Genomic DNA, 23,661 nt, shown 5'->3' with positions numbered 1-23,661 from the left:
ATTATTTTACTTCTTCGATTTTACCACCAAAGACTGTTTTCTGGTTGATTTGTTTTGGTTTTCCATAAATGTAAATAGAGCCTCCTGCGCTTACTTTTGCATCGACAAGGGTCGAAGCATTAACATCGGCTTTTCCGCCCGCAGAAACGCTTACTTTGGTCTGAGAAGTGGCTAATTTACTTCCAAGGAAATATCCGCCGGCTCCTAAACTTGCATCTAGATTATCTGCTTTACCAGTTGCAGTGATTTCTCCACCAGAAACTGAGCTTACTTTTAGCTTATCAACATTTAAATCTACATTAATTTTTCCACCTTCTTGTGCACTAACTTTAAATGAAGTGGCTTTTAAGGTTTCTTTGCTTGTTACTTCTGCTCCTTCATTAACATCAATCAGTTCGATATGTTTATAATACAAAGTAACTTCAAGATCATTTCCAGACAGTAATTTAGGAAATGGCATTCTTAATTTTAAAACACCATTTTTATTAACAGCTTCTAATTCTTTTTCTCTTGCACCTTTTATAACAACCTTATTTTCTGAAGATTGAACTAGTTTTACACTTAATTTGTCGTAAACTTTTACGGTATCAAATTCACCTAATTCTTTGGTAACTTGACCAAAAGACATTTGTACAAATAAAATTGCTGCTCCAATAATTAGCTTTTTCATACTTTTATTTTTTTAATTAATACTTTACTCTGCTCTTCGCAAAAAATGAAAATCCAGTTGTTTTTTAACCAAATCTGCATTTTTTACCTTAACGTATATTTCATCTCCCAATTGCAATAAACTGTTTGAAGTAGCTCCAACCAAGGCATATTGTTTTTCATCGAAAGTATAATAATCATCTTTTATTTCTCTGATTCTTACCATTCCTTCGCATTTATTAGAAACGATTTCAACATAAATTCCCCATTCTGTAACACCGGAAATAACACCAAGGAATTCTTCATCCTGATGATCCTGCATGTATTTAACCTGCATGTATTTGATACTATCTCGTTCAGCGTTAGTTGCTAAACTTTCCATGTTTGAACAATGCAGACATTTTGTTTCGTATGTTTCTTCATCTACAGAAGCTCCACCATCCAAGTAAAACTGTAACAAACGATGTACCATAACGTCTGGATAACGACGAATTGGCGATGTAAAATGGCTGTAATAATCAAAAGCTAAACCATAATGTCCAATATTATCTGTCGAATATTTGGCTTTACTCATACTTCTAATCGCAAGAGTATCAATTAAATTTTGCTCTTTTTTACCATTTACTTCTTCCATCAATGCATTCAATGATTTCGAAATATCTCCTTTGTTACGGAAATCAATTTTATAACCAAATTTAGCAATTACGGTTTGCATCGCAATTAATTTGTCTTCGTTTGGTTCGTCGTGAATACGGTAAACAAAGGTTTTCTTCTGTTTTCCAATATATTCAGCTACTTTTCTATTCGCTAAAAGCATGAATTCTTCAATCAAATGATTGGCATCTTTTGATACTTTGAAGTAAACGCCTTCAGGTTCTCCTGCTTCATCTAGATTGAATTTTACTTCTACTTTATCAAAAGAAATAGCACCATTCTGCATTCTTTTCTTTCTTAAAATCTTAGCTAATTCATCTAATTTTAAAGTCGCTTCAACAATTTCATCTGAAACTACATAAGATTCTCCAGTAATAGAAATATCTACAGGAATGGTATTATCTTTTGTTTCAATGATATATTGCGCTTCTTCATAAGCAAAACGCTGATCTGAATAAATTACTGTTCTTCCAAACCATTGGTTGATAACTTGCGAAGTTGGCGAAACTTCAAATACAGCTGAGAATGTATATTTCTCTTCATTTGGACGAAGTGAACAAGCAAAATTTGACAACACTTCAGGAAGCATTGGCACTACTCTATCCACTAAATAAACTGAAGTTGCACGTTGATACGCTTCATCATCTAGAATTGTTCCTTCTTCCAGATAATACGAAACATCGGCAATATGAATTCCAATTTCGAAGTTCCCATTTTCTAACTTTTTGAAAGACAAAGCATCATCAAAATCTTTTGCATCTTTTGGATCTATCGTAAATGTAAGCGTATCACGCATATCACGACGTTTTGCAATTTCTGATTCCTGAATTGAAGTATCTAATTTTTGTGCAAAAACCTCTACTTCTACTGGGAAATCTGCTGGCAATCCATATTCTGCTAAAATAGCGTGAATCTCTGTATTGTGTTCTCCAGGTTTTCCTAAAACTTTAATTACAGATCCAAACGGACTATCAGCTCTTTTTGGCCAGTCTTCAATCTTAACTAAAACAACATCACCATTTTCTGCTTCACCAATTTTATCTTTTGGAATAAAAATATCGGTATACATTTTAGGATTTGCAGTAGAAACAAAAGCAAAGTTTGGCTGCATATCAATTACACCAACAAATTCTGTTTTATCTCTTTCTAAAACTTCAATTACTTCACCTTCAGGTCTTTTTCCTTTTCTACGGTTATAAACGTAAACTTTTACTTTGTCTTTGTCTAAGGCACGATTCAAATTATTGGTCGGAATAAAAACATCTTCTGCAAAATCTGGACAAATAAAATAAGCCGTTTTTCTGCTCGTCATATCTATCGTTCCTTCGTAATATTCCTGGCTTTCAGCTTTTACTAAATATTTTCCAGGTTCAGACTCTATAATTTTCTTTTGCGAAGCTAGAATTTTTAATTCTTTTATAATCTGATTTCTACTATTGGTATCATCAAGTTCAAGCTTTGCTCCTATCTGTTTATAATTGAATGGTTTATTAGCATTTTGCGATAAAATCTTTATTATTTTTCCAGAGAAATCTTTCTCTTTTTTTATCGGCTTTCTAATTTTCTTACTCATATATCTTTTCTTATAAGGTTTAAAATTACAAATAAGAAATCAGATAATACTTTTTAACAAATAGAATTATTAAAAATATAACTTTTCGTACATTTACAAAAACACCTCATATGGAAAGCTTTAAGACGATCGCCGTATTCAATTATCAGCACGAAACAGTGGTTCTCAAACACTTACTGGAACAAGAAGAAATACCTTATTTTTTCGAGAACGAAATAACACTTTCGGTCGCACCAATGTATTCTGCAGCACTTGGCGGAATCAAACTTAAAGTTCATCCAAACGATTTCGAAGAAGTACAGCAAATTTTAGACAATCTCAATAATCCTCTCAAAATCGTTTAAACAGATTCTTTTTTCAAAATAAATTCAATTTTTTTCTTTTAAAACTTTTTTAGTTTTCAACATATATTAAATACAACAAAAAAGATTTTTAAAAATTTAAAAAAATTTGTTGGTTATTATAGTGTGTTAATATGTCGAATAAATTTATTTTTAAAACTATTGAAATGAAGTTTCTCTTAGTTATTGCGAGTTATTAACATACTTATTTTTAGCTAAAAGATTAGTTTATAAGACTTTTTGTAATTTAATTAACAACGGTTGACAACCAAAATTGAATTCATTTTGTAGATAAGTTCATATGTTGATTTCTGTTGAAAATGATGTTTTTGATATTGATAACTTTTCCAAAAATTCATGAAACTTTATTAGGATTTTTAATTCCAGTTTTGGATTAGGTTTTTTTTCGACACAACCAAAAAAAACTTCTAATTTTCTATCCGAACTTATTAACATTTTCTGTTAATTTAAAGTTAACTGAATATCAACGAATTACGAAGTCCTATTAACACTTCAAAATTTTAACAAATATTCTGATTATTATTTATTGATTACTAGATACTTATGAAGTTATCAAAATTGTTAATAACTGATAAGGTTTTGACAGTAAGACAGTTGTAAAATAAAGTTTTTTCAGAATGCATTATGCAAATGTATAGTAATGTTTAGATTGTGTTTATAAAGAAAATAATTTGTGAAAATTGATGTAATTCGTGGCCAACATTTATTAATTGAGTAAATTTGTATTGCACAACTTAATAGTATAGAAAAAATGAAAATTTCGATAGGAAACGACCACGCAGGCCCTGAATATAAAAAAGCAATTGTTGAAATGCTGCAAGCAAGAGGATATGAAGTAACAAATTATGGAACAGATACAGATGCGTCTGTAGATTATCCTGATTTTGGGCATCCGGTTGCGAATGATGTATCTGAAGGAAAAGCTGATTTTGGAATCGTAATCTGCGGAAGCGGTAACGGAATTGCAATGACTGTTAATAAACATCCAAAAGTAAGAGCTGGCTTATGTTGGACTAAAGAAATTGCTTATTTAACTCGTTTACACAATGATGCAAATATTGTGAGTATTCCAGCGAGGTTTACGTCTATTCATCAAGCTGTTGAAATTGTTGAAACGTTTTTAGATACTGCTTTTGAAGGTGGAAGACACAAAAATAGAGTAAATAAGATTGCTTGCTCTTAATAGAAAAAAAATTCGGTGCAAAGCACCATTTATTTAATAAACACACCGGAGGGATTTTTATAATTCATCCGGTTTTTTATGTTTTTAAGTAGTTGATTTTAAAATAATTATATTTAAAATTTAGACTTATTAACATTATTAATATCTAAATATGATGATTTAGTTTTAGATAAATTACCACAATTTGAACTATAATAACATAAGAGAACTTCATAATAAATGTGATTTTGCTCGTTTTATGTCTAAAGAAAAGCATTGCCGTAAGTAAACCAATTGTTCCTCCAACAAAAGCGAGTACAAATAGTATAAATTCTGGAATTCGCCTTTTATGCCTTCTAGCTTGAAATTTATCATAGCCAGTAAGGAGAAACGTGAAGCAGTTTAAGAGTAAAAAATAGAGTAATAAAATTTTCATAGGGCAAAAATTACAAACAAAGATATTATTTTAGCAAAATTATTGATCTATATACTTCGTTTTTTAACAAGTAAAATATATCATTTTAAATTTAAGAATTTATTTCATTAAAAATATGACTAATATTCAATTCATTGCCAAGTCAGTTCAAGCGCCGGCAGTAAGCATTCAAAACACAGTAAAATTATTAGAAGAAGATTGTACGATTCCGTTTATTTCCCGTTACCGAAAAGATGCGACTGGTAATCTGGATGAAACTGTTATTGAACAGATTGCAAAACTTCAGAAAGATTATGATACACTGATAAAACGTAAAGAAGCAGTTTTAAAATCGATTGAAGAACAAAAAGCGCTTACGCCAGAATTGAAGAAAAAAATTGAAGAAAGTTTTGATCTGCAAGAAATTGAAGATTTTTACCTTCCATACAAAAAGAAGAAAAAAACAAAGGCCGATGTAGCGCGCGAATTTGGTTTAGAGCCTTTGGCAAAAATTATTATGTCTGAAAGTGATGTTGATGTAGATTTCCTTTCGACACAATATCTGAATGAAAATGTTGTGAATGAAGAGGCGGCAATGCAAGGCGCGCGAGATATTGTTGCAGAGTGGATAAACGAAAACATTTATGTTCGTAAACAGCTTCGAAGACTGTATCAGCGAAAAGCCACGATCGGAACGAAAGTAGTAAAAAAGAAAGCGGAAGAGGAAGGAGCACAAAAATTCAATCAGTATTTTGATTGGGAAGAACCTTTGACAAAAGCGCCAGCGCACCGTTTATTAGCAATGCTTCGTGCAGAAAATGAAGGTTTTATCAAATTGAAAATTGATGTTGATATCGATGAAGCTTACGATGTGATTGACGAAATCATCATTAAAAAACAAAATAATACAACGGCTCATCTTCAGTTAGCAATTGAGGATAGTTATAAACGTTTATTAAATCCTGCAATTGGAAATGAAACTTTGCAAGAAGCAAAGGCAAAAGCCGATGCCAATTCTATTCAGGTTTTTGCAAACAATCTAGGGCAGTTATTATTGGCTCCGCCTTTGGGAGAGAAACGAATTCTGGCAATCGATCCTGGATTTAGAAGTGGCTGTAAAGTAGTTTGCCTGGACGAAAAAGGCGATTTATTATATAATGAAACCATTTATCCGCACGCGCCTCAAAAAGAGGAAACAATGGCGATAAAAAAAATCCGTTCTATGGTTAATGCGTATCAAATTGATGCCATTTCTATCGGAAACGGAACAGCTTCAAGAGAAACAGAGTTTTTTATCAAAAAAATCGCGTTTGACAAACCAGTGCAGGTATTTATTGTTTCTGAGGCTGGAGCTTCAGTATATTCGGCTTCAAAAATTGCTAGAGAAGAATTTCCAAATTATGATGTCACGGTTCGTGGTTCGGTTTCTATCGGGAGACGACTTTCAGATCCGTTGGCCGAATTGGTAAAAATTGATCCGAAAGCAATTGGAGTTGGACAATATCAACACGATGTTGACCAGACGAAACTTAAAGAAGAATTGGACAGTACGGTAATTCGTTGCGTAAACTCGGTTGGAATTAATATCAACACGGCGAGTAAACATTTACTAAGCTATGTGAGTGGAATAGGAGAGAAGCTGGCTGAAAATATTGTACAATATCGTTCTGAAAACGGACCTTTTGAAGATAGAAAGCAGTTGAAAAAAGTACCGCGTTTGGGAGATAAAGCGTATCAGCAAGGTGCGGCCTTTATTAGAATCACAAATGCTAAGAATCCGCTTGATAATTCGGCGGTGCATCCAGAAGCTTATCCAGTTGTTGAAAAGATGGCGAAAGATTTGAAAATTTCGGTAAACGACTTAATTGCAAATAAAGAGAAAACAGCGCTTATTAAGCCTGAAAAGTATGTAACACCAGAAATTGGTTTACTAACCCTAAAAGACATCATAAAAGAGCTTGAAAAGCCTGGATTAGATCCAAGAAAGTTGGCGAAGGTTTTTGAGTTTGATGCCAATGTGAAATCAATCAAAGATTTGAAAACAGGAATGATTCTTCCAGGAATTGTGAATAACATTACCAACTTTGGCTGTTTTGTTGATATTGGAATCAAAGAAAGCGGATTGGTTCATATTTCGCAATTGAAAGCTGGTTTTGTGAGTGATGTAAACGAAGTGGTCAAATTGCATCAGCATGTTGATGTGAAAGTTACTGAGGTTGATGAAGATAGAAAGAGAATTCAGTTGACGATGGTTTTGTAGAAGAAATTCAAATATCCATAATCTTGTCATTTCGAGGAACGAGAAATCACACTAGAAACTATACAAAGATTTTGCGATTCTGTTTTCGGAGATACTAGTGCGATTTCTCCCTTTAGTCGAAATTGACAGAATTTTATAAAAACAAAAAAATCCCAGACTACAATTGTAATCTGGGATTTTTTTAAATAAGATTTTCGAATTATTATTTCGTTTCTTCTTCTTGTTTTTTAGAAGCAGCAGGTTGATCGTCTTTAGCAGCGTTTTTAAATTCCTTAATTCCGCTTCCTAAACCTTTCATTAATTCTGGAATTTTTTTACCTCCAAAAAGTAATATCACAATACCTACGATAACAAGGATTTCTGTAAGACCTAATCTTCCCATGACTATTATATTTAATGCCGAAGCAAATTGTTTTCTAAATTATCCCGCAAAGGTATATAGAAATATACGAAATAGAAGTATTTTTAGTTTAAAATATTTGTCTGCAACCGCGTTAAATATTTTATAAAATCGTAAATTATAGCATTTCATAGCATTTTTCAGATCATTATCATAACGATTAATTACTATATTTGCTAGCATAATGAAGTACAATGGCTAAAAAAAAGAAAAAGAATTTAAGAAAAAAATTATTCATTAAAAACAGATTGGTAATCTTAAATGAAGACACTTTTGAAGAAATCTTTTCCTTTAGGCTTACTTTAATGAATGTCTTTGTAACGTTTACTTTAGGAGGTATTTTTTTAATTTTGGTCACTACTTTCATTATTGCCTTTACGCCTCTTCGCGAATTTATTCCAGGATATTCTTCAACAGAATTGAAGAAAAATGCAACGCGATTGGCTATAAAATCAGATTCTTTAGAAACAGCTTTACGTCAAAATGAAGTGTATATAAAAGGAATTCAAAAAGTTTTAAAAGGAGAATTAGAATATTCAAAATTTAATAAAGATTCTATTTTATCAGAAACAGCCGAAAATCCTTCAGATTTAAATATGAAAGCTTCTGACGCTGAAATAAAATTAAGAGAAGAAGTCGCAAAAACTGAAAAAGAATTGCAGACAAAACCCCAGGACAAAAAGAAAAGGGACAAAAAATAATACCATAAAAAATGTCAATTAAAGCTTTAGCAGCAAAAATATTTGCCAGAAAAATATATAGTAAAACACAGGCTTGGGTTCAAAAACCAATCGAAACGCAAGAAAAGGTCTTTCAGAAATTAATTAAGAGCGCAACGCAAACCAGTTTTGGAAAAGACCATTATTTTGATCAAATAAAAACGGTCGAAGATTTTCAAAAAAACGTTCCTGTAAGAGATTACGAAGATTTGAAACCTTATATTGAAAAGGTGGTTAAAGGCGAAGAAAATATTCTTTGGAAAGGAAAACCACTTTATTTTGCAAAAACTTCTGGAACAACTTCTGGGGCAAAATTTATTCCATTGACCAAAGAATCAATGCCGTTTCATATTGAAGCTGCTAGAAATGCGATTTTGCATTATGTTCACGAAACAGGAAATGCGGAGTTTGTTGACGGAAAAATGATTTTTTTGCAAGGAAGTCCCATTCTAACCGAAAAATACGGAATCAAATTTGGACGACTTTCCGGAATCGTCGCCCATTTTGTTCCTAAATATCTCCAGAAAAACAGAATGCCGTCTTGGGAAACCAATTGTATTGAAGATTGGGAAACTAAAGTAGACGCAATTGTAGACGAAACCATAAAAGAAGATATGGCTGTTATATCTGGAATTCCATCTTGGGTTCAGATGTATTTTGAGCGTTTACAGCAAAAAAGTGGCGGAAAAAAGATTGGCGACATATTCAAAAACTTCAATTTGTTTATTTACGGTGGTGTTAATTACGAACCGTATCGCGCCAAGTTCGAAAAAATGATTGGCAGAAAAGTAGATAGTATCGAGTTATTTCCTGCCTCAGAAGGCTTTTTTGCATATCAGGATTCTCAGAAAGAAAAAGGAATGCTTTTATTGTTGAATTCGGGAATTTTCTATGAGTTTATAAAAGCAGATGAATTTTTTGAAGAAAACCCAAAAGCGTTAACAATTGCCGAAGTTGAAATTGGTGTAAACTACGTTTTAATCATTTCTACAAATGCGGGACTTTGGCGTTATAATATTGGCGATACGGTTCAGTTTACTTCTGTTTTTCCACATCGTCTGATAGTTTCCGGACGTATCAAACATTATATTTCGGCTTTTGGCGAACACGTAATTGCCAACGAAGTAGAAAATGCGATGAAAGAAGCTGTTGCGTCTACTAATATTGTAATTAACGAATTTACGGTCGCGCCACAAATTAATCCGTCAAGCGGATTGCCTTATCACGAATGGTTTGTAGAATTTGAAAATGAACCTGAAAATATGGATCTTTTTGCAGAAACAATCGACAATTCTATGCGAAAGCAAAATATTTATTACGACGATCTGATTACTGGAAATGTGCTGCAGAAAGTGGTGGTAACTAAAGTTTCTAAAAACGGATTTCAAGATTATATGAAATCGCAAGGCAAATTAGGCGGACAGAATAAGATTCCGAGATTGTCGAATGATAGAAATATTGCGGATAATCTTACAAAAGTTATATAATATTTCCAACATTAAGAAGTTATTTATCCAATGAATTTAGATGGATACGTAAATGAAAATTAATGAGTCAAGGAAAATTTAAAAATAAATAGCGTATTTCTTCAATAAGAGCGCAATGGTGGGATTATTGTTGGAATGGAGCCTATTTTATAACAATTTGTACACAAAACAGAAAACATTATTTTGGAGAAATTCAAAATAATAAAATGATTTTATCGCATGTCGGAATTATTGCCGATTTATTGTGGCATCAAATTCCAACGCACCACAAAAATGTTGAATTGGGCGATTTTGTGGTGATGCCAAATCATATTCACGGCATTTTGATTATTAATAAACCATTGAATAACGCAAATGACGTGGGAATGGATCACGTACAGACAGGGCATGCCCTGTCTCCACGATTTCAAAACATTGGAAAAAATACAATTTCGTCAATTGTTGGATCCTATAAATCTGCGGTAACAAAACACGCTAATAGATTGGAATATCCGCATCAATGGCAAAAATTATTTTATGATAATATCATTAAAGACAATAATCAATATCAAAGAATTTCTGATTACATTGTTTCAAATCCAGAAAATTGAGTAAAGGATAAATTTAAAACAGAAAATAAATCAAAATAAAAAGGATTTTTTTAAAAATAATGTTGTAGATACACGGTATGCCGTGTATTTAACTAAATTTGATTTTCAAAATAAAAAAAAGCATGAAAGAAACCAAACATATATCAAGATCTAGAGCGCAGGAATCGTCTGCGGCTATAGAAAAAATGTACATTACAATGCGCCATTTGTTTAACCGTGGTTTTTACAAACCGATGGGAGTTTCTGGCGACAGCTTACGCGAATCATTATTGGCTTTACGTCCTGAAATCTACGGAAATATTGCCGAAGAAAAAGTAGAACTTAACGGACTTTTATACGTTATAGAGCGTCTTCCAATCGGAATTGAACAATGTCGTTTTATCAATTTGACTTCGGACGAAGGATATTCTAAATCACATTTTCAAGCAATTGTTCCTCCAAAAAGAAGAAGAAATTGCTACCGAATTGACGAAGAACAAATGAACGTAGAAATCACGCGTGGACGTTCAGATATTTATGATATTCTAACGCATTTGACTTTCATTTTCATCGAATCTCATAAAATTAAAAATAGAGTTTTAATTGATGACGGAGGCGAAGTTTCTCGCGATTGGCAGAAATTGGAACAAGCAGTAATGCAAACCAAAAAGCTGACACAGATTGAAAAGGAAAAAGCAATCTCGCACGTTGCCAATATTTTAGCCAGAACTTTTGAAGAAGTTTTAGATATTTATGACGCTTTTGGTTCAGAAAATGCACCAGATCGTTTCTTGCACGTTATTTATTGGTTAGGAAAATTAGCGATCGAAGAAATTGTTGAAAACAATAAAAGAACCATTACTTTTAGTCCAGTTTTACGAGAACGTTTAGGGCATCACATTCATGGAGAAATCTGGGCGACAAATATAAAAGAAGTTCTAAAAGCAAACGATTTATTGAAAAGACCGATTCACGTTATTAGTGCAAACATGCATAGCGTAATGAATTCGATTTTTGCAACGCCATTGCTTAAAACTAAATTTAAAGGAAAAACAGATTTCTTTATTTATGAAGAATTAAGCAGTTCGGGTTCAAAAGAAATTAGAAGTCAGGTAGAAGAATTAGCATTTAAAAACGGAATGATTTCTTTACCAGATACTTCAGGAACAAACATTGATGTTCAGATTTTTGATACCGCACAAATTGACTGGTCAAAAACAGCATTTTCACATGCGAATGTGGGCGAAGAAAAACCAGTAATTATTGTAATGGATTATGCATTTGGTGAACAGGCTTACGAAACAATTGATGAGCTTTTGAAACCATTCAAAAAAGAAACTTTACTAAACGTAAAATCGGTTTCGATTATGGGTAAAGCCGGAATTTTGGAAGGCGGAAAAGGTGATATTATGATTCCATCGGCACATATCAATGAAGGAACAGCGGATAATTATTTTTTCGAAAATGAATTGACAGGCGCTATGTTTGAAGGAAATGATATTGATATTTACGAAGGTGCAATGGTTACGGTTCTTGGAACTTCATTACAAAACAGAGATTTGTTGAAATTTTTCCACGAATCGACTTGGGGTGTAATTGGTCTGGAAATGGAAGGATCTTATTATCAGAAAGCGATTCAATCGGCATCTAAAATTAGAAAAAGTGTACCGCACGATATTAAAGTTCGTTATGCTTATTATGCTTCAGATAATCCGTTGGAAACAGGAAGTACTTTGGCTTCAGGCGGATTAGGAACAACAGGTGTAAAACCAACTTATTTGATTACGATTAAAATTTTAGAACAGATTTTTAATATAAAAGCACCAGTATAAATGAGTACAAAAGTACCACAAAACCAAGAAGATCAGGAAATTGATTTGGTTCAGATTTCTAAAAAGATTAGTAATTTTTTTGAGAGATTGAATCGTTCTATTTTTGGCAGCATTCAATTCTTTCTGAGAAACTGGATTATAGTTTTAGTATTGATTGTGACTGGTTTTGCAATAGGCTGGTATTTAGACACTGTCAGAAAATCATACAGTAATCAGATTATTGTAGAGCCAAATTTTGAAAGTGTTGATTATTTGTATTCAAAAATTGATTTGCTGCAGTCAAAAGTAATTTCAAATGATACTATTTTTCTAAAAAATGTTGTGGGAATTAAAAAGCCAAAACTGATAAAAAGAATTCAAATCAGACCAATTGTTGAAGCTTATAAGTTTGTCGAAAACAAGGAGCGAAATTTTCAATTGTTGGAGCTTATGGCTGAAAACGGAGATATCAACAAAATTTTGGTAGATACTATAACAAGCAAAAATTACAGATATCATACGATTTCATTCACAACAAGTGAAGTAGGAATTGATAAAGAATTTGCTGCACCGATTTTAAGTTTTTTAAATGACTCGAAATATTTTAATACTGTTCAGAAAATTGAATTAAAAAATTTACAGTCAAAGATTGTTCAAAACGACTCCATCATAAAACAGATCAATACAGTTTTAAGTAATTTTTCTAGTGTAACAAAAGGGGCTCAAAAGAATGATAAACTGGTTTATTATAATGAAAATACGCAGTTAAATGACCTTATAAAAACCAAACAGTATTTGATTGAAGATCAAGGAAGAAACAGGCTTAAATTGATCAGTTTCGATAAAACAATCAAAGAAATTAGCAGTACAATCAATGTAGAAAGTAAAAAATCGATTAATAGTAAACTCAAATTCTATCTGCCGCTTTTCTTTATTTTGTTTTTTGTGTTATTAAATTCATTTAAAGCATTTTACAAAAAGCAGCTTTTACTAGAAGAAAAAGAAAAGAACAACTAATATAATTTTTTTAAAATGAAATTAAAAGTCATTTCAACATGCTTTCTAATTGCTTTATTGATCTCATCTTGCGGAAAAAAGGAAGAAAACCAAACCAAGAAAAAAGATCTTTTTACAGTTACTATAGAAGGCATCTTTGCTAAAAATGATAAACTGCAGGTTTTTTATTTAGTTGAAGGCGGAGAATGGAAAGATGAAAACTCTGTTTTTAGATCAGTTTATGCCTCAAGCGAAATGCAAAAAATTGTAATCAATTTTCCAGAAAAAGTTTTTCCTGAAAATATTAGAGTAGATTTAGGTTATAATACGACACAGCAAAATGTTACGATTAAAAATATCTCTATACAACATAATTCAAAAGTAATAAACGGCGATTTTGATGCTTACAAAAAGTACTTTTATACTAATGAATTTGTGACTTGGGATCCCAATTATTACGGTTATAAATTAAGTGTCATCAACAATCAGTACGATCCTTTTTTAATGGGTAGCAATGAACTAAAGGATGAACTTCAAAGACTTAAATATTAAATAATTACCAAGAAAAAAGAATATAAGAAAGATGCGTTTTAATTTTAAACTTATTTTGAATAACGAAAAAATTAGAGAGTATCTTTTTTTTATTGGACTGCTATTTTTGGTTTATCTGCCAAAAGGAGGATTCAAAATAGCAGGAATACCTTTTACTTGGGGCTATCTCTATTTAGGATTTCTTTTTCTGCTTTTAATTACCATAATACTCCAAAAAAAGACCTTTTTTGTACAGTCCAAACATCTTATTTGTTATTTAGCAACGCTGCCGTTTGTTTTGTATTTTTCTATAAATCTGATTTTTAGAGGATATTCGGGTTCACTTGGAAATCTTGTGGCTTTCTATGTCAGTTTTGCATTTTTACCGCTATTTTTTTACTTGTTTCTAAGTCCTTTTTTAAAGAAAATAGAATATGGATTTATCGAAAAAAAGATAGTTCAAGCAGTATTTCTGGTTTCTTTATACGGCGTTTTACTTTTTATTTTCAAACAAGTTACAGGGCATTATATTGAAATTCCTTATGTTACAGTAAACGCAGACGATTTGGGAACATTAGAAGGAAAATACAATATGAGAGGTTCGCTTTATAAGCTGATTTCTACCTATAATAACGGAAATATTTTTGGAGTCTGTATTTTAATGCTGTTTCCAATCTTTCATCAAAAAAACACTTCTAAGATAAAATTGATGATTGTAATTTTGGCATTAATACTCACATTGTCAAGAACTGTTTGGCTTGGTTTACTATTTTATTTTATACTGATTTACAAAGACAGCATTTTCAGACTGATTAGAATTTACGCTTTGCTGGGATTAATTTTGATTGTTATCGGGACATTTTTCATGAATCGCTATTTTCAATACGGATCATTATCTGGATTTATTTTAGATTCAAAACTAGGAGGAAGAATCGAGCAAATCAGACAATTGAGCGGTTTAAGTTTTTTCGGGAGCCAAACTTTTAAATTTATTGAAGAAATTGTGTATTTGTCTATCTTTAAACAACTTGGCTTTGTTGGGATACTATTGTTTTGTCTTTCTTTTTTTATGCCGGTTTATATTGCCATAACAACCAAAAACAACAATTACTTGTATTTAATTGGCTGTATGCTTTATTTGTTTGTTTGCTGCAGCGATGGCTGTATGTTGTATATACCAACATTAGTATTTTTCTACTTCGTTTCCACTATGATTTTTATTTCCAAGAATAGAGCCGAGAAACAAAACGTCACATAAAAAATAACTGTACATTCCGTATTGTCTTACCAGAATATTTTCTGTTATAAACGAAATTACAAATAAGATAGTTAGCGATAAATAGAGATAATTATGGTTTCTAAGGGCGTACTTTATTTTTATAAATAAGGTCGATACAAAAGCCAGAAGCATTAAAATTCCGCCTTTTAGCAAGAAATCAAGATATTGATTGTGGGAGTTAATTTTAAATTTTGTTAATTCCAAACTATGAAAAGGAACATAACATTCGTTTAATTTTTCCTGAATCAGATTAAAATCCATTCCTAAAAAATTAGAATCGTAAATTAATTGTGCGCTGCAAGACCAAGCGGCATAACGAGTCGAGTTTTTAAACGAATTTTCGAATAAAAAACCAATATCGTCTACATAACGTCTCGATAACAAAATAACGGCTATAACGGCAAATAAGATTAGGAAAAGTACCTTTTTTGAAATCTTTTTGTTCTGTTTTTTCAATAAGAAATATCTAATTCCAGAAATTATAATAAGTCCAACAATAATATTTCTAGAATTGTAAATAATTAAGCCTGAAAATAAAAGGGCGAACATTACACCAAACAAAGCCTTTTTAGACCAAGAAAAAAGTTTAAATTCTGAGGTAAGATCTGCAAGAAATAAAATAGCAATTGCAATCCATAAACAGATATACGTGCCATGTATTTTATTGTAAAATTCTAAATTATAGCGCGCAAAATACCAATCGAAATGATGATTTGGAATATCATAAATATAGAATCCCACAAAATACAAACACAACAAACTCAAAGAAATACTGTAAGCAAATTGTATTTGTTTTAAGTCTTTTGCAAACGTTTTATCTTGATATAAATAAACGCTTAGTAGCGGAATAACAAACAACAGCAAACTTTCGGCAATAAGCTTGATACTTTTAGAACTAAAAAACAGCGTGTAGTAAAAAGCTAAAATGACAAAAGAAAATAGAAAAGGAGCATTTTTATTTGAAATTTTGAAATCTCCCAATTTAGCAAAACTTAATAATAGCAAAGCCGTAGCAATCATCATAATAGATTGAAAAGCTTCAACAAAATAGATTAGAGTAGAAGCTACGAACAAATAAAATACGGGCTTAATAAGCTCTTTGTAAAAATTCATTTTAGACAATTTTATTCTTGAAAAAGTTTAACTCATCGCTTTTAACTATGGCAGAATTTAGATACGCGGTTATAAATATTTCCGTTAAAACTAAAGAAATTATAACACCATAGACTTTCAGAAAATAACACAATACAAAAGAAAGAACGATATTAATAATAAGTCCGTAAAGATGCGCATTAAAATAGATGCTTTTTTTATGATGAAGCAACAACGACATATACGCCGATTGGCTTAAAGCGCCAATAAGCGGAATTGGAGCAAGGTAAATCAAATAAAGAGACGAATTTGAGGTATACTCAGAACTTAATAAATTAATAATCAGATTTGGAAAAATGACTAATAAAAGACCTCCAAAACCATACATTAAAAAATAAACCCAAAATACAGATTTTAAAAAATGGTTGAGCTGTTTGATTTTTTCAGTGCCAATTTCGCAAGCCTTAAAGTAAACCCCTTGAAATAAAACGCTAATGGATTGTTTGCAAAGCATGATGATTTTTTCTGCCACATTGTAGATTCCTACAATAGTATTGTCAAAAAACACACTTAGAATTATGGTGCTCGAATTCATCAGCGCACATATCGTGAGGTTGGTTAAAAACAATTTATGACCAAAAACAAGTTCCTCCCAAATTTCTGAAAATGAAGTTATTTTATATTTAAAACCATTTTTTTGGATTAAATATAAAGTTGAAAAAATGAAAATTAAAATATCAGATATTCCCAGATAGTAAAAAACAAACTGATAATCACTTTTTTCAACTAAAGTTATAAAAATCAAGGCAATACATCCAATTTTTACAATTGAATTAATGATGAAATAAGGAAACACTTTATCTAATCCGATAAAAAAACAGAGGTTGTTCTGAGATCTGGAAAATAGAAAAACCAACAGAGATAAAGAAAAAATCAGATTGTATCTTATTTCAGAACATAAGACAAAAACGAGCAATAGAAGCAGAGAAGGCAAAAAGACCACAATCTTGCAGTTGATAATTTTCGAAATATACTGATTGATTAAACTCGAGTCGTTTTTTACTTTTTGAATCTCTATTGGCGCAAAAGCATACCAGGAATAATCATATAAAACAGAAACAATATTGATAAATGCCATTGATACCGCAATCAAACCGTAAGTATCAATTCCGTATGTTTTGATGAAAAATGGAATTAATAACAATGGAAATAATAAATTAATAAAATTTATTCCAAAGCTCAATGATATGTTTTTAAGCACTATATAGTTTGTTGTTAAATTTAAAACACAAAGTTGATTTTTTATTTCAAGCAAATACAAATTAAAATTATATTTTTGATAAAATCAGAAAATGTAAGGTTTTTTAATATAAAAATGACACAAGGATATAGTATCGCAATTCCCGCTTACGGCAGACCAAATGAGTTTGAAGATTTATTAAAATCTATTAATGAGATGGATATGCTTCCAAATGAAGTTATAATTTGCGAAGATTTCTCGAAAGAAAGAACTGAAATACGTGCTGTTACAGAAAAGTATCAGGTCATTTTTAATGCTAAAAACGTAGTTGTTTCTTATATAGAAAATGAAAAAAACTTAGGCTACGATGCCAATATCCGTAAATTGATTGATTTAGCCCTTTATAAATGGGTGATACTGATTGGTAACGACGATTTGTTTTTGAAAAACGGTTTAAATGAAATTGACGATTTTTGTAAAAGAAATGAATCTATTGCCATGATTTCAAGACCTTTTATTCGGTTTGAAAAAGACATAAATAAACCACTCGGCGTTTCTAGAATTTTGCCAAATGAAGCTATTATTGGGAAAAATGATTCGGCGAAACTCATTTTCAGAATGTGCGGTTTTGTTGGAGGATTAGTTATTAATAAAGAATGGGCAAAAAACCTAGCCAAAGATAAATACGACGGAACTTTGTTTTATCAAATTTACTTGGCAGCAAATGCTTTTTGTACAACAGGAATTGGTTATTTAGGAAATCCTTCGGTAGGAGGAAGAGCTGGAAACCCGCCTTTATTTGGAAATTCTGAAAAGGATGGAAACCTTCACATTCCTGGATCTTATTCAGCAAAAGGAAGAGCTTCAATGTGGAAAGGAGTTCTAGATATTGGGAAAGATGTTGGTAATGAATATAATATAGAAATTCGGGAAGAATTGCGACAAGAATTAATGATCAGACAATCTTTCCATGTTTTTGAAATGAATGTAGGAGTTTCTAAAGAAACTTTAAAAGAGCTCAAATCTGAATTAAAAAAATTAGATTTGTTCCATCATTGGATTCCTAAAACTTTATACTTTTTAAATATTACTTTTGGTAAAAACGCCTATTACGTTTATTATCTCACAAGAAAAATAATGCAATAAAAATGAAAAAAGCCCTAATCAGCGATTGGTATTATGTAAATGGAGGAGCCGAAAAAGTGATTCATTCTATAAATTCTATCTGGAATGATTTCGATCATTTTGCACTTATTGATTTTTTGAATGATGACGATCGCAAATTTATTTTAAATGGAAAAAAAGCAAAAACAAGCTTTATCCAAAAACTACCTACAGTAAAGAAAAATCACCGTAAATTTTTGCAGTTATTTCCAATTGCAATTGAACAATTTGATTTAAGAGATTTTGATTTAATAATAAGTTCTTCTTCTGCCGTTGCAAAAGGAATCAGAACAACCGAAAATCAGCTTCATATTTGTTATTGCCACTCTCCAATGCGTTACGCTTGGGATTTGCGAGAACAATATTTAAAAGACGCTGGCTTAACCAAAGGTCTAAAAGGTTTGTATGCGAAATCGGTTTTAGATAAAATGCAAAAATGGGATCTTTCCAATTCGGAAAATGTCGATTATTTTATTGCCAATTCTAACCACATTGCGCAGAGAATTAAAAAAACGTACAATAAAGAATCTGTTGTAATTTATCCGCCAGTCGATGTTGATTTTTTTAGTTTAGAAGAAACAAAAGAAGAGTATTATTTGACCGCTTCCAGAATGGTTCCGTACAAAAAAACGCAATTAATTGTAGAAGCTTTCAACGAATTGCCGCACCTAAAATTAATTGTTGCCGGAGAAGGACCAGAACTGGAAAAACTTCAAAAAATAGCCAAAAAGAATGTTGAATTTGTTGGTTTCGTCGAGAATAAAAAACTGCGCAGTTTAATGCAGAAAGCTAGAGGTTTTGTCTTTGCAGCCGAAGAAGATTTTGGAATCATTCCTGTCGAAGCACAAGCTTGTGGAACTCCTGTTATTGCTTTAAAGAAGGGCGGAACACTTGAAACAGTTATAGAAAATGAAACCGGAATTTTCTTTGAAGAACAATCTGCTGAAAAAATAAGAGAGGCTATACTTTATTTCCAAACCAAAACTTTCGATCCAAAAGTTATTCGTGCACATGCGGTTAAATTTTCAAAAGATCGATTTGAAAAAGAAATTAAGGAATTTGTCGAAACTAAGTTTAAAGCGCATCAGCAAACATTAGAAGAAAGATAAGAATATAAGAAAAAATAGTTTTCAAATCAACTACATTTGCGTTGAATAAACAATCATCATGAAAAGAATACTTATCACCGGAGCAGCAGGATTTTTAGGATCACATTTATGTGACAGATTTATCAAAGAAGGTTATTTCGTAATTGGAATGGATAATTTGATTACAGGAGATCTTAAAAATATCGAACATTTATTCAAACTAGAAAACTTCGAGTTTTATCACCATGATATTACCAAGTTTGTTCATGTTCCAGGTGATTTAGATTATATCTTGCATTTCGCTTCTCCTGCAAGTCCGATCGATTATTTGAAAATTCCAATTCAGACTTTAAAAGTTGGGTCTTTAGGAACTCATAATTTATTAGGATTAGCGAGAGTTAAAAAAGCCAGAATTTTGATTGCTTCAACTTCAGAAGTTTATGGAGATCCGTTAGTACATCCGCAAACCGAAGAATATTATGGAAACGTAAATACGATTGGACCACGCGGTGTTTATGATGAAGCCAAACGTTTTCAAGAATCTATAACAATGGCATATCATACTTTTCACGGTGTAGAAACCAGAATCGTGCGTATTTTTAATACCTACGGACCAAGAATGCGATTAAACGACGGAAGAGTAATTCCGGCATTTATTGGACAAGCACTTCGTGGAGAAGATTTAACGATTTTTGGAGACGGAATGCAAACACGTTCTTTCTGTTATGTAGACGATCAGGTTGAAGGTATTTTTAGATTATTGCATTCTGATTATGTTTATCCAGTAAATATTGGAAATCCTGACGAAATCACAATTAAAGATTTTGCAGAAGAAATCATTAAATTGACAGGAACAAACCAAAAGGTAGTATATCATCCTTTACCAGTAAATGATCCTTTACAGCGCCAACCAGACACGACAAAAGCAAAAGAATTGTTAGGTTGGGAAGCCAAAGTAAATCGAGCAGAAGGAATGAAAATTACGTATGAGTATTTTAAATCATTGTCTCCAGAAGAATTAGCGAAAGAAGAACACAAAGATTTTTCAAGTTATATCAAATAATAAAAAAGGGAAAATATTCTAGAATATTTTCCCTTTCTTTTTTAACGAAAACAATTTAAAAAGCATCATTTTCAATTAAATCCTTCATTTGTTTATCAAGATTAAAATTTTGTTTTGCATGAATAAAAATTGTTTTTTTCATGGCTTGAATTTCATTTTTATCTATTTCTGAAATCTGTTTTAAAGCAGCATTTAAACCATTAAAATCTTCAACAGGAACAACCCAACCCAGATTATTTTCTTCCACAATATTTTCTCCTTCACCTCCGCCAAAATACAAAACAGGAAATCCTAAAGCGCTGTATTCGAATATTTTTGAAGGAACAGAACCGTAAATTCTTGTTTTTAAAGGAACTAATGCAATATCTAAATTTTGTAAAGTTTGGTGAAGTACATTTCGTTCTAGCATTCCGTGAAAAATAATTTTCTGCATCGGATTTTGATTCATATAATCGACAATTTGTGCTTTTTCTGCACCATCGCCAAAAATATGTAATTCGACATTTAAATGTTCTAAATCTAACTTTTGAATAAGTTCGAAAACTCCTTGTGCAACGCCTAATAATCCAGCGTAAAACAATTTTATTGGTTCGTTAGAATTTTCATTTTCATGGATATTATTTTCCACAAAATGATCAGGATAATTACGATATAAAAAGCATTTTTTTTCTGGAAAAATAGAATGAATGTGATCTATAATTTCATTGGATTGACCAAAAATATGCGTTGCTTTTTTGTAAATGAAACGTTCTATAAAAAGCAGCATTTTATGCGAAATACTGTTTTTCTTTAAAACGCCAAGTTCAATTGCTGCAGTAGGCCAAAGATCTGAAACGTTCAAAATTATTGCCTTTCTTTTGATCCAAAGAGCAAAAACAGCTGTAAAAGACAATAATAAAGGAGGAGATTGTACAATTACTTTCTTTGGTGTTTTGGCAAACAGCAAATAGAAAAATAAAATAGTGGAGAAAGAGAATGTAGAAACAATTCTTTTGAAAATGTTAGGACTGTTGCTAGGATAAATCCAAAGCCGTTTTAAAGTAATATTTTGAATTTTTTCTGTCACCGAGAATTTACCTTTGTATTCAGGAAAAAGTTCTCCTTTCGGATAATTTGGCAACGGAGAAATGACCGAAACATTATATCCGTTTTGATCTAATTTTAAGGCCAATTGCTCAATTCGATTGGCAGCGGCACCTTTTTCTGGCGGATAATAATTAGATATAATTAAAATGTCTTTCATTATTTACCCAATAAAATTGAAACAATTCTTTCCGATGCTTTTCCGTCCCATAATTCTGGAATACCGCTTTTTCTAGCGCCATTTTGTAAAAACGAACCAAAAACTTTTTTCAGATTTTCAAAAGAAGTTCCCACAATTGTGTTTGTTCCAATAGTTTCTGTTTCAGGTCTTTCTGTGTTATCACGCATCGTAAAACATGGAATTCCAAGAACAGTTGTTTCTTCAGAAATTCCGCCGCTGTCTGTAATAACCGCAAAACTATTTTTGATTAAATACATGAAATTTAAATAACCTTGAGGAGAAACAAAAAGGATGTTTTTAAATTCGATTTTGCTTTCGCTTAAAATTGCCTGTGTTCTTGGGTGAATGGGGAAAATTATTTTTTTGTCATTTACTAAAGAATCAATTCCGTGAAGTAAATTGATGAGAGATGAAACTTCGTCAACATTTGCCGGACGATGTAAAGTCAGAATGATATAATTTTTTTCTTTTAATTGGTGTTCATTCCAAAAATCTGGTGCAGAACTTCTATCGATATTCTGGTGTAAAGTATCGATCATGACATTCCCCACAAAATGAACATTTTCTGGATTTGAGCCTAATTTCAGTAAATTTTCTGAAGCTGATGTTGAGGTTGTAAAAAAGTAATCGGTAATGCTGTCTGTCAACATTCGGTTGATTTCTTCGGGCATTGTTAAATCTCCAGAGCGAATTCCGGCTTCAACATGCGCCACTTTTGTATGGCATTTTTTGGCGACAATAGAGCATGCCATTGTTGAATTAACATCGCCAACAACCAAAACCAAATCGCACGGATTTTGAAGTAATTCTTTTTCAAAGGCAATCATAATTGCAGCAGTTTGTTCTGCCTGAGAACCACTTTTTACTTCCAAATTTACATCTGGTTGCGGAATATTTAATTCCTCAAAAAAAGTATCGCTTAAGTTTTTATCATAATGCTGACCGGTGTGCACCAAACGAAATGAAATATCGAAACCTTCATTTTGCTTGCTTTTGATAGCATTAATAATAGGCGCTATTTTTATAAAGTTTGGTCTTGCACCTGCAATTATGGTAATTTTCATAAATTCTTTCTAAAAACTTTCTTTGGCAAAAGTAAAGTTTAAATTGTAATCTCCATAAATTGGAAGATTTAGTTATGTTTAAAATTCAAATTTTGAAAAGGATTATAAAAGCTTGAAGATTGGAGATCACAATTTGTGATCTCCAATCTTTAAGGTCGCAATTTGCGACCTTGAAGAATTGCATCATTTTCAATAAGTTGAAATATAAACTTGATGTCACAAATTGTGACATCAAGTTTTCAAGGTCGCAAATTACGACCTTGAGGATTTAGAAAGTTATTTTTTATAACCAATTTTCACTCTTTCAGATTCGTTTTCTTTTTTCTCTGTCAGTTCATCCAAATAAGAAAAAACCAACTCAATGTTTTTATCGTGATTTTCTAACTTCTTTTGAATCTGGAGTATATCAACTTTAATTTCAGTTGTGTCCAAAAGCATTTGTCTCACTTTCGTGAAAATCCTCATAATTTGAATATTGGTTTGAATGGCTTTGTCGCTTTTTAAGACACTTGAAAGCATTAGTACACCATGTTCTGTAAAAACAGAAGGTAGTTTTCGAATTCCTCCCCAACTTGATATCACAAATTGTGATTTCAAGTTTGCAAATTCACTTTGGGATAATTTAAACATGAAATCTTCAGGAAATCTTGAAATGTTTCTTTTTACTGCCTGTTTTAAAACTCGTGTTTCAATTTCATAGAGGTCTGCTAAATCAATGTCAAGCATCACTTTTTGACCACGTATGTAATATATTTTATTAGAAATTGTTTCTTCAGAAAGTAAAGATTGATCGTTCATAAGTTTTAATTAAAAAAAACAA

General features: G+C 31.6%; 22 protein-coding genes. 13 read left to right on the top strand and 9 right to left on the bottom strand.

The genetic code is table 11. From position 1 onward, the window contains the following. Nucleotide 1: 1 nt before the first annotated feature. Both LL966_RS12430 and rnr read right to left on the bottom strand, forming a co-directional pair. Complete coding sequence (locus tag LL966_RS12430; RefSeq protein ID WP_229353634.1) at nt 2–670, bottom strand: head GIN domain-containing protein; 669 nt, start codon at nt 668–670, stop codon at nt 2–4. Between the two features lie 24 nt (nt 671–694). Then, nucleotides 695–2,875: a ribonuclease R gene (rnr, locus tag LL966_RS12425; protein WP_229353632.1), complete on the bottom strand. Its 2,181-nt coding sequence runs from the start codon at nt 2,873–2,875 to the stop codon at nt 695–697. Nucleotides 2,876–2,985: 110 nt separating this feature from the next. Here rnr and LL966_RS12420 point away from each other — a divergent pair, with 110 nt between their 5' ends. Continuing rightward, entirely contained in the window at nt 2,986–3,219 is a 234-nt protein-coding gene (locus LL966_RS12420) for a putative signal transducing protein (RefSeq protein WP_099710123.1), read from the top strand. A gap of 769 nt (nt 3,220–3,988) precedes the next feature. After that, entirely contained in the window at nt 3,989–4,420 is a 432-nt protein-coding gene (rpiB, locus tag LL966_RS12415) for a ribose 5-phosphate isomerase B (RefSeq protein WP_229353630.1), read from the top strand. Nucleotides 4,421–4,565: 145 nt separating this feature from the next. Here the strand turns inward: rpiB and LL966_RS12410 are convergent, their stop codons facing one another. After that, on the bottom strand, nt 4,566–4,835 hold the full coding sequence (locus LL966_RS12410; RefSeq protein WP_229353629.1) for a DUF1294 domain-containing protein: 270 nt from the start codon (nt 4,833–4,835) through the stop codon (nt 4,566–4,568). 115 nt (nt 4,836–4,950) lie between these two features. Between LL966_RS12410 and LL966_RS12405 the strand changes: the two genes are divergently transcribed. After that, entirely contained in the window at nt 4,951–7,074 is a 2,124-nt protein-coding gene (locus tag LL966_RS12405) for a Tex family protein (RefSeq protein ID WP_229353627.1), read from the top strand. Nucleotides 7,075–7,276: 202 nt separating this feature from the next. Here LL966_RS12405 and LL966_RS12400 read toward each other — a convergent pair whose 3' ends face one another. Next, nucleotides 7,277–7,456, bottom strand: coding sequence for a Sec-independent protein translocase subunit TatA/TatB (locus LL966_RS12400; protein ID WP_008465789.1), 180 nt, complete (start codon nt 7,454–7,456; stop codon nt 7,277–7,279). A gap of 212 nt (nt 7,457–7,668) precedes the next feature. Here LL966_RS12400 and LL966_RS12395 point away from each other — a divergent pair, with 212 nt between their 5' ends. The 7 genes from LL966_RS12395 to LL966_RS12365 all read left to right on the top strand — a co-directional run bounded on the left by LL966_RS12395 (nt 7,669) and on the right by LL966_RS12365 (nt 14,845). Beyond that, a complete protein-coding gene (locus LL966_RS12395) occupies nt 7,669–8,175 on the top strand; it encodes a peptidase (RefSeq protein ID WP_229353625.1) in 507 nt (168 codons plus the stop codon). 11 nt (nt 8,176–8,186) lie between these two features. Further along, nucleotides 8,187–9,680 (top strand): GH3 auxin-responsive promoter family protein, encoded by a 1,494-nt coding sequence (locus tag LL966_RS12390; RefSeq protein WP_229353624.1) that lies wholly within the window; start codon nt 8,187–8,189, stop codon nt 9,678–9,680. 206 nt (nt 9,681–9,886) lie between these two features. Then, nucleotides 9,887–10,270, top strand: a complete 384-nt coding sequence (locus LL966_RS12385; RefSeq protein WP_229353623.1) for a transposase — start codon at nt 9,887–9,889, stop codon at nt 10,268–10,270. Between the two features lie 122 nt (nt 10,271–10,392). After that, nucleotides 10,393–12,081 carry a DUF6909 family protein gene (locus tag LL966_RS12380; protein ID WP_229353622.1) on the top strand — a complete coding sequence of 563 codons (1,689 nt, stop codon included), beginning with the start codon at nt 10,393–10,395 and terminating at the stop codon, nt 12,079–12,081. Continuing rightward, nucleotides 12,082–13,077, top strand: a complete 996-nt coding sequence (locus LL966_RS12375) for a hypothetical protein (protein WP_229353621.1) — start codon at nt 12,082–12,084, stop codon at nt 13,075–13,077. It abuts the gene before it with no gap. Nucleotides 13,078–13,092: 15 nt separating this feature from the next. Next, the gene (locus LL966_RS12370; RefSeq protein WP_229353620.1) at nt 13,093–13,608 is read left to right on the top strand and encodes a hypothetical protein; all 516 of its coding nucleotides are present in this window, start codon (nt 13,093–13,095) and stop codon (nt 13,606–13,608) included. A 55-nt stretch (nt 13,609–13,663) separates the two neighbouring features. Beyond that, the gene (locus LL966_RS12365; protein WP_229353619.1) at nt 13,664–14,845 is read left to right on the top strand and encodes an O-antigen ligase family protein; all 1,182 of its coding nucleotides are present in this window, start codon (nt 13,664–13,666) and stop codon (nt 14,843–14,845) included. Here LL966_RS12365 and LL966_RS12360 read toward each other — a convergent pair. After that, nucleotides 14,771–15,979, bottom strand: a complete 1,209-nt coding sequence (locus LL966_RS12360) for an O-antigen ligase family protein (RefSeq protein WP_229353618.1) — start codon at nt 15,977–15,979, stop codon at nt 14,771–14,773. The genes LL966_RS12365 and LL966_RS12360 overlap by 75 nt on opposite strands. 1 nt (nt 15,980) lies before the next feature. Then, nucleotides 15,981–17,219, bottom strand: coding sequence for an oligosaccharide flippase family protein (locus LL966_RS12355; RefSeq protein ID WP_317207136.1), 1,239 nt, complete (start codon nt 17,217–17,219; stop codon nt 15,981–15,983). 114 nt (nt 17,220–17,333) lie between these two features. On the opposite strand from LL966_RS12355, the gene LL966_RS12350 reads away from it, so the two are divergent. Genes LL966_RS12350 through LL966_RS12340 form a run of 3 tightly spaced genes read left to right on the top strand, consistent with a single transcriptional unit; the run spans nt 17,334 to nt 20,513 of the window. After that, nucleotides 17,334–18,344: a glycosyltransferase family 2 protein gene (locus tag LL966_RS12350; RefSeq protein ID WP_229353616.1), complete on the top strand. Its 1,011-nt coding sequence runs from the start codon at nt 17,334–17,336 to the stop codon at nt 18,342–18,344. Between the two features lie 2 nt (nt 18,345–18,346). Further along, a complete protein-coding gene (locus LL966_RS12345; protein WP_229353614.1) occupies nt 18,347–19,471 on the top strand; it encodes a glycosyltransferase in 1,125 nt (374 codons plus the stop codon). Nucleotides 19,472–19,529: 58 nt separating this feature from the next. After that, nucleotides 19,530–20,513: a UDP-glucuronic acid decarboxylase family protein gene (locus LL966_RS12340; protein WP_229353612.1), complete on the top strand. Its 984-nt coding sequence runs from the start codon at nt 19,530–19,532 to the stop codon at nt 20,511–20,513. A gap of 55 nt (nt 20,514–20,568) precedes the next feature. On the opposite strand, the gene LL966_RS12335 is transcribed toward LL966_RS12340, so the two are convergent. The 3 genes from LL966_RS12335 to LL966_RS12325 form a co-directional block, all read right to left on the bottom strand. Further along, nucleotides 20,569–21,756, bottom strand: coding sequence for a glycosyltransferase family 4 protein (locus LL966_RS12335; protein WP_229353611.1), 1,188 nt, complete (start codon nt 21,754–21,756; stop codon nt 20,569–20,571). Then, the gene (gene wecB, locus LL966_RS12330; RefSeq protein WP_229353609.1) at nt 21,756–22,841 is read right to left on the bottom strand and encodes a non-hydrolyzing UDP-N-acetylglucosamine 2-epimerase; all 1,086 of its coding nucleotides are present in this window, start codon (nt 22,839–22,841) and stop codon (nt 21,756–21,758) included. The genes LL966_RS12335 and wecB overlap by 1 nt, the downstream gene beginning before the upstream one ends. A gap of 276 nt (nt 22,842–23,117) precedes the next feature. Then, the gene (locus LL966_RS12325) at nt 23,118–23,639 is read right to left on the bottom strand and encodes an ORF6N domain-containing protein (protein WP_229353607.1); all 522 of its coding nucleotides are present in this window, start codon (nt 23,637–23,639) and stop codon (nt 23,118–23,120) included. Nucleotides 23,640–23,661 lie beyond the last annotated feature (22 nt).

This window comes from Flavobacterium chungbukense (assembly GCF_020805785.1).
In the GTDB taxonomy this organism is placed as follows: Bacteria; Bacteroidota; Bacteroidia; order Flavobacteriales; family Flavobacteriaceae; genus Flavobacterium; species Flavobacterium chungbukense.
This window is presented reverse-complemented; position numbering and strand designations above follow the sequence as displayed.